Raw genomic sequence first — 12,310 nt, forward strand, 5'->3', positions numbered from 1 at the left:
CGCGCCGCGCACGTGCCGCGCCGAGCAGGTGCCGCGTCGCGCCGGCAGCTCAGCCGCCGAGCGCGCCGCCGCATCGGTGCAGGTCGGTGGCCAGCCCGTCGATCTCGGCGCGCGCCGTCTCCGCGGGGACGGACGGGTCCACGTCCTCGGCCCAGATCGTGAAGGCGATCCGGGTCCCGTCCGCCGCGTCCGCGATGCCGGTCAGGCCGTGCATCCGCGCGAGCGTTCCCGTCTTGCCGCGGATGCGCCCGGCGGCCGCGTCGGCCTCGCCCAGGAACCGGCCGCCCTCCGCGAGGGTGCCCGTGCGCCCGGCGACCGCGAGCCCCGCATCGACGATGGCGAGGTCGCCCTCGTGCTCGGCGACGCGCACCATCAGCCGGGTGAGGAGCTCGGCCGGCACCCGGTTCGCCTCCGCCAGCCCCGACCCGTCCACCAGCACGACCCCGTCCACCGGCAGGTCGAGCGCCGCGAGCGCCGCCGGCGTCCCGCGCTGGATGTCGGCGGCCGCGCTGCCCGACCCGGTCTCCACCGCGACCAGCCGGGCGAGCGTCTCCGCGAGGGTGTCGTCGGAGTGGGTGAGCATGTAGCCGACGAGGTCGCGGACCGGCGCGGACTCCACGGAGCCCAGCACGGCGGATCCGGGCGGCGCCGTCACGAGCGCGCCGTCGGCGACCACGTCGTCGCCGAGGAGAGCCGCGAACGCGTCGGCCGCGCGCTGCACGGCGGCGGCGCCCCGGCGCGAGTACGCGACGGCGGGGTCGTCGCGGTCGCCGTCGACCATGAGCGCCGTGATGTTCGACATCGACCCGTCGCGGCGGGCCTCGAGCGGCCACTCGGGCAGCCAGGCCGGCCCCGAGAAGAGGCTGCTGTCCACCTGCAGGCGGCGGACCGGCACGCCGGCGAGGGCCGGATCCGCGCGGCGGGCCTCGAGCACCTGCCGGGCGAGGTCGTCGAGGTGCGGGGCGTCGGGGTAGACGCCGTCGGTGCCGGAGGGGAGGCGGCTGAGGGTGGGGTCGCCGCCGCCGACGAGCACCACCGTGTCGGCGCGCCCTCCCTGCACGACGCGGGTGGCGATCCGGCGGTCAGGACCGAGCGCCTCGACGGCCGCCGCCGCGGTCAGGACCTTCATCGTGCTCGCCGTGGCGGCGGGCACGTCGCCGCGCACGTCCACGACGCGCGCGCCCTCGCCGCCGGCCACCTCCCGAGCGGCGAGGTGCAGCGTCCCGGTGGACCAGCCGCCCGTGAGCGCGTCCACCGTGCAGGAGGCGGGATCCGCGGACGGGCCGCCCACGGGCGAGGGGACGACGCCCGTCAGGAGCCCCGCCGCGACGACCGCGGTCGCGACCGCGGCGGCGAGCACGGCGTCCCGACGGCGGCGGACGCGGGTGCGGGCGACGCGTTCGGGACGGAGTGGGGACATGTCCCCAGGCTAGGGAGCGGGAGCGCCGCGGCCCTCCGTCCCGGGTGCCGACGGCTCATGCGCGAGGACGAGACATGGGCGCGTCAGCGCAGCAGGCCGCCCTGCTTGCCCGTCTCCGCCCAGGCCAGCGCGCGCGTCACGACGCGCTCGCTCACGTCGAGGACGCGGGCGATCTCCGCCGTGTCGCGCCCCTTCGACCGCTCCTCGACGGCGATCTGCAGCTTCCGTCGCGTGATGCCCTTGGGCAGCGACGGGAGCGCGGGCGGGGCGGGTGCGGCGGCGGGAGCCGGGGCCGTCTCGCCGGACCGGCGGCGGCGCTTCTCGGCCTGGGTCGTCGCCTCCACGGTGGCGAGGGCGAGCGTCACGGCGAAGAGGCCGCGGCCGGCCTCGGTGCCGGCCTCCAGTCCCTCGCGGACGGCGCGGAACGCGATGCCGCGCGCCTCCAGGCCGTTGAGGATGCGCACCACGTCGGACGTGCCCGGTCCCAGCCGGTCGAGGCTCACGACGAGGAGCTCGTCGTTCTCGCGGAGGTAGTCGAGGGCGTCCTGCAGGCCGGGGCGCGGGGCCTTGGGGCCGCCCGCGACGTCGACGAAGATCCGCTCGCAGCCGGCCGCGTCGAGGGCGTCGACCTGGTCCTGGTAGGACTCCTCGGCGCGCGCGACGCGCGCGTACCCGACGAGCGTGGTCATGCGTGCTCCCTCTCGGCGCGTCCCCGCGTCATGCCGCGACGGGCGGGCGGCTGGTGGCCGCTCGCCCGTCGATGGATCGGATGGTGCTCAGCTCGCGTCGTCCGACTGCGGCGACGCGGTCTCCTTCTTCTCCTGCAGGCGGTCGATCTGCTCGCTCGCCTCCGCCTTGTTGAGGTCGGCGGGGATCTCCTCGCCGGCCTGCGTGGCCAGCGAGTCGAGGTAGCTGCGCTGCGCGCCCGTCATCGGCTCGTCGCCCGTGACCCACGTGCTCGGGTCCTTCTCGGCGCTCTGCGGCGGGGTGGGGGTGGACGATCCGAGCATCTCCCGGTCGTCGCCGCCCGTGGTGTCCTGGTTCGCATCGCTCATGGTGGTGCCTCCTCGTGTCGTACCGCCGACGCTACTCGCGACCGGGGACACCGGCCGGTGCGCCGGGGGCGTCGCCGACGCTGGGCGGCTAGCGCCGGGCGCCGCCGAGGAGCGCCTCGCGGTGGTCGGTGACGGCCTGCAGGAGCCGGCGCTCGTCGTCGAGGTGCCCCGCCTCGGACCGGCCGGACGCCGCGGGCCGCTCGGACAGCATCCGCTGCCGGGCGAACGCCAGCCGCGTCGCGTCGCGGGTGAACAGGCTCATGGCCCGGCCGGCGTCGCCGCCGCGGGTGCGCGCCCACAGGCGGGCGCGACGACGGCCCTGCCAGGTGCTCAGCATCTCGACCTCGGCGGGCGTGAACCAGCCGACCGCGGCGTACTCGCGGAGGCGTCGGCGCGTGAGGTGGATCTCGTACCGGCGCAGCAGGATGACGACGACGACCAGGAACGCGAAGATCGGCACCTGGAGCAGCACGTAGAAGGAGAGGAAGTCGCCGGTGAGGGTGACGCCCGTGTTCCAGAGGGCGTGCAGCACGATCGCGCCGACCAGGCCGATCGCGCCGGAGCCGAGGGCGGCGCCCGGGCCGCGGCGCGCTCCGTAGCCGATGGCGATGCCCGTGATCATGGTGAACGTCACGTGCGCGAACGGCGAGAACAGCCCGCGCAGCACGAACGTGCCGACGAGCTCGCCCGTGGTGCCCTGCACGAGCGGACCGCCGAAGTAGACGATGTTCTCGGTGAAGGCGAAGCCCGCGGCGATGGTGGCGCCGTAGACGATGCCGTCGACCGGGCCGTCGAAGTGGCGGCGCGCGACCCAGAAGATGAGGAGCAGGCCGATGGCCTTGGCCGACTCCTCCACCACGGGCGCCTGGACCGCGAGCTGCAGGAAATCCGTGTACCGCGTCGGCACGCCCACGGCCAGCCGCGCGTACTGCACCACGAGGTCGAAGACGAGGGCGATCGCGACGGACGCGGCCGCGCCCCACAGCAGCGCGAACAGCAGCGCCAGCCGGGGCTCCGGCTCCCACCGGTCGACCCACCGGACGGCGAGGAGCACGAAGCCGAGCGGGATGAGGGCGAGCAGCGCGCACACGGCGACGGCCTGGACCCCGAGGCTGAGCACGAGGTAGGCGGCGACGACGAGGCCGACGAGCAGCAGCACGGCGACGCCCACGACGCCGAGCACGGCCGAGGTGGTGATGCGCCCGGGCGGGTGCGGCGCCGGCAGGTCCATGGACGGCGGCGGCGAGGCCGGCGAGGGACGGTGGACGGTCACGGGGATGGACGGGTCGGTCACGACGGCCCTCTCTTCGGCGGATCGGCGTCGCCAGCCTACTGGCGGGCCCGGCCGGCGTCCGGGCCCCGGTCAGGCCGCCTTGCCGGGGTTGAGGATGCCGGCCGGGTCGAACACGCGGCGGATCCCGGCGGCCAGGCCCATCACGTCCTCCCCCAGCTCGTCGGCGAGCCACCGCCGCTTGAGGAGACCGACCCCGTGCTCGCCCGTGAGCGTGCCGCCGAGGTCGACGGCGGCGCGGAAGAGGAGGTCGGCGGCGTGCCAGACCGCGTCCGGGATGCCCGTCGCGTCGCCGTCGGGCGTGGTCGGGTCCTCCGGGATGCAGAAGTTCGGGTGCAGGTTGCCGTCGCCGGCGTGCGCGACGGTCGGGATGGCGAGCCCCGTCTCCCGCTCGATGGCGCGGATGCGCGTGAGCATGTCGGCGAGGCGGGACCGCGGGACCGCGACGTCCTCGATGAGGACGCGGCCGCGGGCGGCGAGCGCCGGGTGGAACGCGCGGCGCACCGCGAGGAGGCGCTCGCCCTCCTCGGCGTCGTCGGTCACGTCGGCCGTGCCGCCGCCCGCGACGACGACGGCGACCACCCGCGCGGCCTCCGCCGCGGCGTCCGGTCCGTCGCAGCGGACGAGGAGGTGGGCGGATCCGCGCGCGGAGTGCGCCGTGCCCAGGTACGCGTCGATCGCCTCGAGCGCGCCGGCGTCGAGCAGCTCCATCGCGGCGGGCCGGATGCGCGCGGCCGTGATGGCCGACGCCGCGGCGGCCGCCGACGTGGAGTCCGGGAACGCGGCGGCGACGGTGGACGGCGTGGCGGTCGGCAGCGGGCGCAGGCGCACGGTGGCCCGCACGATCACGCCGAGCGTCCCCTCCGAGCCGATCATCAGCGCGGTGAGGTCGTACCCCGTCACGCCCTTCACGGTGCGGTGTCCCGTGTCCACCACCCGGCCGTCCGCGAGCACGACCGTGAGCGCCAGCACGGCCTCGCGCGTCACCCCGTACTTGGCGCAGAGCAGCCCGCCCGCGTTGGTGGCGATGTTGCCGCCGATGGTGGAGATGGCCTTGCTCGCGGGATCCGGCGAGTACCAGAGGCCCCGGGGGGCGAGCACGGCGTTCAGGTCGTCGTTGAGGACGCCGGGCTCGACGACCGCCAGCTCGTCGGCCTCGCTCACCTCGAGGATCCGGTCCATGCCGCGCACCGACAGCACGATCTCGCCCGCGGTCGCCGTGGCGCCGCCCGCGAGGCCCGTGCCGGCGCCGCGCGTGACGACGGGCGTGCCGGTGGCGCTCGCGATGCGGAGCGTCGCGACGACGTGCTCCACCGCGGTCGCGCGCACGACGGCGACGGGGTCCGCGGGGCTGCGGTAGCCGGACCGGTCCGAGCGGGCGTCGTCGAGGGAGTCGGGGTCGGTGGCGACGACGTCGCCGAGGGCCGCCACCAGCAGGGCGCGGACGTCGTCGTCGGTGTGCGCCGCGGATCTGCCGGGGCCGGTCGGAGGTGCGGCGGTGCCCGCGTCGGGGAGCGCGGCGCGGATCACGTCGTCGTCGATCATGCGATCCAGACTAGGTCGCCCGCGCGCGGCGGTCGGGGGCGTCCGGCAGGCTGAGGGCATGCGCCCCTCCGACGCCGGCCCCGCGGCCGCGCACGTCTCCCGCTCCGTGATCGAGGTGCCGGCGCCCTTCGACGGCGGCGGCGTGATCCGCTTCCTCTCCTGGCACGCCGTCACGGGCGCCGAGGAGGGGGACGCGACGAGCTTCACGCAGTCGGCCCGGCTCGCCCATGGCGCGGGGACGGTGTCCGTGCGGTTGCTCGACGTGGAGGGCGTCGACGACCGCTCCGGGGACGAGGGCGACGCCGGCAGGCCAGCGGACGGCGCCACCCGGGTCGAGGTCGTCACGCGGGTCGAGCACGAGGCCGACGCGGCGGAGCTGATGGCCGGCACGCGCCGCCTCCTCGGCCTCGACGTGGACTCCGCCCGCATCGACGACGACCTCGCCCGCGATCCCGCGCTCGCGGCCGCCGTCCGCGGCACGCCCGGCCTCCGCATCCCCGGCACGCTGGATCCGCGCAGCACGCTCTTCCGCACCATCGTCGGCCAGCAGATCTCCGTCGCGTCCGCCCGCGCGACGCACGGCCGCATGACGGCGGACCTCGGCGAGGACCTGCCCGCGTCGGTCGCGCACGGATCCGTCACGCGGCTCCCGCCCTCGGCCGCCCGCATCGCCCGCGACGGCGCCGAGCTCCTGCGGGGCCCCGCCCGCCGGACCGCGACCCTGGTGCGCCTCGCGGAGGCGCTCGAGACCGGCGAGCTCGTGGTGGAGCACGGGATGCCGCGCGCGGAGCTCCGCGCCGCCCTCGTGGCCTTCCACGGCGTCGGGCCGTGGACGGCCGACTACGTCGCGATGCGCGCCCTCGGCGAGCCCGACATCCTGCTCTCCGGCGACCTCATCGTCCGCCGCGGCGCGGGTGCGCTCGGCCTCCCCGACGAGGCGCGCGCCCTCGACGCGCGCGCCGCCGCCTGGTCGCCCTGGCGCTCCTACGCGACCCTGCACCTGTGGCGCGTCATGACCGACGGGATGCCCGCGGCGGGCTGACGCCTACGCGCTCCTTCCCTCCTTCTCCGCGGTGCGCTTCGCGGGCGCCTTCCCCGTGCCCGTCGACTCCTTCGCGGCGGACGACGACCCCTTCGCGGCGGCGCCCTTCCTCGCCGTCGTCGGCTCCTTCGCGGCGGACGTCGTCTTCCTGGCGGTCGACGCCGACTCCTTGCCGGTCGACGCCGTCTTCCCGGCGGACGTGCCCTTCTTCGTCGCCGCCTTCGTCGTCTTCCTCTTCGCGGCCGCCGCCTTCCCCTTCGCGCCAGCCCCCTCCCCCGCCGGCGCCTTCCGCTTCGCGCCGCCGCCGCTCCCGCCCCGGCTGCGCTCGATGCTCCGCTTGAGCGCGTCCATGAGGTCGAGCACCTCGCCGCTCGAGTCCTCGTCGTCGTCCGACTCCCCGAACGTCGCGTCGGTGTCGAGCGAGTCGCCCTGGGCGAGCTTCGCGTCGATGAGGGTCCGCAGCTGCTCCTGGTACTCGTCGCTGAACCTCGACGGGTCGAAGTCCTCCGCGAAGCCCTCCACCAGCTGCGCCGACATCCTCAGCTCCCGCGGCGACACCTTCGGTGCGGCGTCGAGCGACGGGAAGTCGGCCTCCCGCACCTCGTCGTCCCAGAGGAGCGTCTGCAGCATCAGCACGTCGCCGCGCACGCGCAGCGCGGCGAGGCGGGTGCGCTGCCGGAGCGTCACGTGCACGATCGCCGTGCGGTCCGTCTCCTGCAGCGTGCGGCGGAGGAGCGCGTACGACTTCGGGCTCGAGGAGTCGGGCTCGAGGAAGTAGCTGCGGTCGAGCATCACCGGGTCCACCTGGTCGCTCGGCACGAACTCGACCACGTCGATCTCGCGGCTCCTCTCCTCCGGGAGGGACGAGAGGTCCTCCTCGGTGATCACGACCGTGCGGTCGCCGTCGTCGAACGCCTTGTCGATGTGCGCGTAGTCGACGACCTTGCCGCACACCTCGCAGCGGCGCTGGTACCGGATCCGCCCGCCGTCGGCGTCGTGCACCTGGTGCAGCGGCACGTCGTGGTCCTGCGTGGCGCTGTAGACCTTCACGGGCACGTTGACGAGGCCGAAGGTGACGGCGCCCTTCCAGATGGCTCTCATGGACCCAGTGAACACCCGCCCGGCCGCCGCGCCCCGGCCGCACGGGGCCATGCTGGAGCGATGGCGGGGCAGAGGCAGCAGGTGGAGGTCGACGGGCACCGGATCGCGCTGTCGAACCTCGACAAGGTGCTGTACCCGGAGACGGGCACGACCAAGGGCGACGTCATCGCCTACTACGCCGCCGTCGCGCCCCACATGCTGCCGCACCTCCGCGACCGGCCCGTCACCCGGAAGCGCTGGGTCGACGGCGTGGGCACCGACGAGCACCCGGGGAAGATGTTCTTCCAGAAGGACCTCGACGCGCACACGCCCGACTGGGTGCAGCGGCGGGCGATCCAGCACCGCGACCACGCGAACGACTACCCCCTCGTCGGCGACGTCGCGACCCTCACCTGGCTGGGGCAGATCGCGGCCCTCGAGCTGCACGTGCCGCAGTGGCGCTTCGGACGCACGGGCGACGTGCGCCGCCCGGACCGCCTCGTGCTCGACCTCGACCCCGGTCCCGGCGCCGGCCTGCCCGAGTGCGTGGAGGTCGCGAAGGCGGCCCGCGCGATCCTCCGGGACATGGACCTCGAGCCGTACCCGGTGACGAGCGGATCGAAGGGCATCCACCTCTACGCCGCCCTCGACGGCAGCCACGACGCGGCCGCGATCTCCGAGGTCGCGCACGAGCTCGCGCGCGCCCTGGAGGCCGACCACCCGCACCTCGTGGTCAGCGACATGCGGAAGGCGCTCCGCTCGGGCAAGGTGCTCGTCGACTGGAGCCAGAACAACCCGAACAAGACCACGATCGCGCCGTACTCGCTCCGCGGGCGGTCGCGGCCCATGGTCGCGGTGCCGCGCACCTGGCGGGAGCTCGCGTCGCCGACCCTGCGGCACCTGGAGATGGACGAGGTCCTCGCCCGGATGCGGAGGCGCGCCGACCCGCTCGCCCCCGTCGAGGAGGGCCACCGCGAGAGCCTGGAGCCGACCCGAGAGCGGCTCGCGGGCTTCGCGCGGAAGGAGCCCGCCGGGGATCCCGCCGCCGACCGCCTCGCGACCTACCGCTCCAAGCGCGACGCCGCCAAGACGAGCGAGCCCGTCCCCGCCGAGGCGCCCGCGCCCTCGGAGGGCCGGTCGTTCGTGATCCAGGAGCACCACGCCCGCGCCCTGCACTGGGACTTCCGGCTGGAGCACGACGGCGTGCTCGTGAGCTGGGCCCTCCCCAAGGGCGTGCCCACCGAGCACGGCACGAACCACCTCGCGGTGCAGACCGAGGACCACCCGGTCGAGTACGGCGCCTTCGAGGGCACGATCCCGGCGGGCGAGTACGGCGGCGGGGAGGTGACCATCTGGGACGCGGGCACCTACGAGCTGGAGAAGTGGCGGGACGGGAAGGAGGTCATCGCGACGCTCCACGGCCGGGGCGCGGGCACGGGCATCGACGGGCCGCGCCGTTACGCGCTCATCCACACCGGCGGGCACGGGAAGGCCGACGCGAACTGGCTGATCCACCTGATGGAGCCGGCGGACGCCCCCGGGCGGCCGCACGCGAGGGCCGCGCGCCCGGCCTCGCTCGAGACCGCGGGCGGGCGCACGCGGGTCGGCGCCCGCCGCCGGGGAGGCGCCGCCAGCGCGCCCGCGCCCATGCTGGCGACCACCGCGCAGGGCCCGGGCCTCGACCCCGACGAGGAGTGGGCCGTGGAGATGAAGTGGGACGGCTACCGCGCGATCGCGGTCGTGGAGGGCGGCCGGGCCACCCTCACGAGCCGCAACGGCGTGGACCTCACCGCGGTCTTCCCGGAGCTCGCGGAGCTCCCCGAGCGGCTCGACGTCGATGCCGCCGTGCTCGACGGCGAGATCGTCGTGCTCGGCGCCGACGGGCGTCCCGACTTCGGCCTGCTGCAGACGCGCCTCGGGCTGACGCGGGAGAAGGACGTCGAGCGGGCCCGGAGGTCGGCGCCCGTGCACCTCATGCTCTTCGACGCCCTCGCGCTCGGCGGCCGCGTGCTCGTCGACGCGCCCTACCGGGAGCGCCGCGCCGCGCTGCTCGACGCCGTGCGCTCGCCCGGCCGCGGGCGGATCCAGGTGCCGCCCGCCTTCGACGGCGACCTCGACGAGGCGCTCGCCACGAGCCGCGAGCTCGGCCTCGAGGGCATCGTGGCGAAGCGCGTCGACGCGCCGTACGAGTCGGGCCGGCGCTCGAGCGCGTGGGTGAAGGTCAAGCACCACCGGGCGCAGGAGGTCGTCGTGGGCGGCTGGAGGCCGGGATCCGGCAGCCGCTCCGCGGGCGTCGGCTCGCTGCTCGTGGGCGTCCCCGGTCCCGACGGCCTCGCCTACGCGGGACGCGTCGGCACGGGGTTCACGGAGCGCGACCTCGCCGACGTCCTCCGCCGCCTCCGCCCGCTGGCGCGGAAGACGAGCCCCTTCGCCGACGTGCCGGCGGCCGACGCCCGCGACGCGCACTGGGTCACGCCGCGCCTCGTCGGCGAGGTCGAGTTCGCGGAGTGGACGGCGACGGGTCGGCTCCGCCAGGCCTCGTGGCGCGGCTGGCGGCACGACAAGCGGCCCGACGAGGTGGTCCGGGAGGACTGACCGCCCGGGGCACGCAGGGACGATCCGCGGCCCCATGCACGTTATGACCGCAACGCCGGCCGGACACCTCCGCCCGATACGCTCGGGGCATGAAGTTCGCCCACCTGCTCGCCGACGACGGCGTGACCCCCCGACTGGCCGCGATCGTCTCGGAGGGCCAGGCGCTCTTCCTCGACGAGGTCCTCGACGAGTCGCCGCGCGACCTGCAGGACCTCATCGAGCGCGGGGACGACGAGATGGCCCGCGTCCGCGCGACCGTCGAGCGCGCCGTCGCCAGCCGCACCAGCACGACGCCGGTGGACGGCCTCACGCACGCCTCCGCGGTCCTCCGCCCGCCGGCCGTGTACGCCGTGGGCCTCAACTACTCCGCGCACGCCGAGGAGCTCAACATCACGAGCGCCTCCGCCCCCACCGTCTTCGCGCTCTGGCCGAACTCGCTGTCGGGCCACGAGGGGACCACCAGCTGGCCCCGCTCGCTCAGCGAGGAGGTCGACTACGAGGTCGAGCTCGGCGTCATCATCGGCCGCGCGGCCCGCGACGTGTCCGAGGAGGACGCGCTCGACCACGTGTTCGGCTACACCGTCGTCAACGACATCACGGCCCGCAACCTGCAGTTCTCGGAGCAGCAGTGGAGCCGGTGCAAGAGCTTCGACGGCTTCTCCCCCACGGGTCCCGTCGTCGTCACGCGCGACGAGGTCGCCGACCCGCAGGACCTGCGCATCACCACGGTCCTCGACGGCGAGACGGTGCAGGACGGGCGCACGAGCGGCATGGTCCGCACCGTCGCGCGCCTCGTCTCCTACCTCAGCACCTCCTCCACCCTGCAGCCGGGCACGCTCATCTCCACGGGCACGACGAGCGGCGCCGGGTACTCCCGCGACCCGCAGATCTTCCTGAAGGACGGCAGCACGGTCACCGTCTCGGTCGAGGGCATCGGGTCGCTCACGACGCACACGCGCATCCTCTGACCGGCGGCGGCCGGACGGGCGCCCGCGCGTAGGCTCGGGGCATGACCGACCAGCCGCAGGACCCGATCCACGACCACTCCATCCCGGAGGACGCCGACCTGTCCGCGCCCGACGCGGCCGATCCCGAGACCGACGAGCTGCACGACGCCACCGGCCGCGCCCACGGCGACGCCTAGCCCCTCCCGGCCGTCCCCCGACCACCGCGTCTAGGGTGGAGGGATGATCAACCGCCTCATCTTCTTAGCCGGCATCGGCACGGGTTACGTCCTCGGCGCGCGCGCCGGACGCAAGCGCTACGAGGGCATCGCCCGGGCGTCGCGCTCCGTCTGGTCGAGCGAGCCCGTCCAGCGCGGCGTCCGCGAGGCGCAGTCCGTGCTCGACGAGAAGGGCCCGGTCGTCGTCGAGCGCACCGTCGAGACGGCGCGCGAGGTCGCCGACTTCGTCGGCCACGCCGTCCAGGGAGCGGCGGTCGCCGTCGGCCGCACCGCGCACTCGGTGGGCGAGCGCATCGGCGCCACCACGCAGGACGTCGCGGGCCGGGTCGGCAGCACCACGCAGGACATCGCGGGCCGCGTCGGCGACACCGCGAAGGACCTCGGCACGCGCACCGCCGACCAGACCAAGCACGTCGTCGACCGCGTCGGCCAGCAGGCCACCGAGGTCGGCCACCGCGTCGCCGAGACGGCGGAGGACGTCCGCGACCGCGTGGTCGAGACGGCCGAGGAGGCGCGCACGCGCGTCCAGGCCACCGCGGAGGACTTGCGGGAGCGCGGCGAGGAGGCCGGCCGCCGCGCCGTCTTCAGCGCCGCCGAGGCCCGCGACGAGGCGCTCGCCTCCTTCGACGACGAGGACGAGACCGGCCCCGTGGGGATCCCCGCGGACGGCGCCGCCCGGGACGGCGAGGCGGACGCCTCGGCGGACGGCAGCGACGACGACGCCGACGAGGACCTCGACACGCTCGGCCCGGACGACCTGGGCGAGCCCGCGGACGCCGACGAGCAGCCCGCGGCGGAGGAGCCCGCGGCGGCCCCTGCCGCGCCGGCGGCCCCCGCGAGGAAGGCCGCGCGCACGCCGTCGCCGAAGCCGAAGGCGGCCCCCGCGGCCCCCGCCGGCCATGTGCCCACCCCGGCCGACATCGCCGGATCCGTGCACCGCGAGGAGACCGCGCACCCGGCCCCCGCCGACGCGTCGGGCACGACGCCGGCGCGTACCGCCGACCCGTCGGACGACTGACGCCGCACCACGCACGACGGCGCGCCGCGGACCCTCGGGTCCTGTCTCTTCTCCACATCTGACGCTGCCGACGACCTTGCC

General features: G+C 75.7%; 11 protein-coding genes. 5 read left to right on the plus strand and 6 right to left on the minus strand.

Annotation, left to right across the window (positions count from 1 at the left end):
* Positions 1-49: 49 nt before the first annotated feature.
* The 5 genes from AC07VC_RS15760 to AC07VC_RS15780 form a co-directional block, all read right to left on the minus strand.
* Positions 50-1,420, minus strand: a complete 1,371-nt coding sequence (locus AC07VC_RS15760; RefSeq protein ID WP_494676168.1) for a D-alanyl-D-alanine carboxypeptidase/D-alanyl-D-alanine-endopeptidase — start codon at positions 1,418-1,420, stop codon at positions 50-52.
* Between the two features lie 83 nt (positions 1,421-1,503).
* Positions 1,504-2,109: a recombinase family protein gene (locus AC07VC_RS15765; RefSeq protein WP_494676169.1), complete on the minus strand. Its 606-nt coding sequence runs from the start codon at positions 2,107-2,109 to the stop codon at positions 1,504-1,506.
* An 87-nt stretch (positions 2,110-2,196) separates the two neighbouring features.
* Entirely contained in the window at positions 2,197-2,475 is a 279-nt protein-coding gene (locus tag AC07VC_RS15770; RefSeq protein WP_094116216.1) for a DUF3072 domain-containing protein, read from the minus strand.
* A gap of 88 nt (positions 2,476-2,563) precedes the next feature.
* A complete protein-coding gene (locus AC07VC_RS15775; RefSeq protein WP_494676170.1) occupies positions 2,564-3,769 on the minus strand; it encodes a PrsW family intramembrane metalloprotease in 1,206 nt (401 codons plus the stop codon).
* Between the two features lie 69 nt (positions 3,770-3,838).
* Positions 3,839-5,311 carry an FAD-binding oxidoreductase gene (locus tag AC07VC_RS15780; RefSeq protein WP_494676171.1) on the minus strand — a complete coding sequence of 491 codons (1,473 nt, stop codon included), beginning with the start codon at positions 5,309-5,311 and terminating at the stop codon, positions 3,839-3,841.
* Positions 5,312-5,369: 58 nt separating this feature from the next.
* Between AC07VC_RS15780 and AC07VC_RS15785 the strand changes: the two genes are divergently transcribed.
* Positions 5,370-6,353 (plus strand): DNA-3-methyladenine glycosylase family protein, encoded by a 984-nt coding sequence (locus AC07VC_RS15785; RefSeq protein ID WP_494676172.1) that lies wholly within the window; start codon positions 5,370-5,372, stop codon positions 6,351-6,353.
* A gap of 3 nt (positions 6,354-6,356) precedes the next feature.
* Here the strand turns inward: AC07VC_RS15785 and ku are convergent, their stop codons facing one another.
* Complete coding sequence (gene ku, locus AC07VC_RS15790; RefSeq protein WP_494676173.1) at positions 6,357-7,454, minus strand: non-homologous end joining protein Ku; 1,098 nt, start codon at positions 7,452-7,454, stop codon at positions 6,357-6,359.
* 60 nt (positions 7,455-7,514) lie between these two features.
* Here ku and AC07VC_RS15795 point away from each other — a divergent pair, with 60 nt between their 5' ends.
* From AC07VC_RS15795 to AC07VC_RS15810, 4 genes are all read left to right on the plus strand, one after another.
* Entirely contained in the window at positions 7,515-10,028 is a 2,514-nt protein-coding gene (locus AC07VC_RS15795; protein ID WP_494676174.1) for an ATP-dependent DNA ligase, read from the plus strand.
* An 89-nt stretch (positions 10,029-10,117) separates the two neighbouring features.
* On the plus strand, positions 10,118-10,996 hold the full coding sequence (locus AC07VC_RS15800; protein WP_094116220.1) for a fumarylacetoacetate hydrolase family protein: 879 nt from the start codon (positions 10,118-10,120) through the stop codon (positions 10,994-10,996).
* 41 nt (positions 10,997-11,037) lie between these two features.
* Positions 11,038-11,172, plus strand: coding sequence for a hypothetical protein (locus tag AC07VC_RS15805; RefSeq protein ID WP_494676175.1), 135 nt, complete (start codon positions 11,038-11,040; stop codon positions 11,170-11,172).
* Between the two features lie 43 nt (positions 11,173-11,215).
* Positions 11,216-12,229 (plus strand): hypothetical protein, encoded by a 1,014-nt coding sequence (locus AC07VC_RS15810; protein ID WP_494676176.1) that lies wholly within the window; start codon positions 11,216-11,218, stop codon positions 12,227-12,229.
* The last annotated feature ends 81 nt before the right edge of the window (positions 12,230-12,310 follow it).

The sequence above is a fragment of the Clavibacter sp. GW821-FHT01D01 genome, assembly GCF_059422605.1.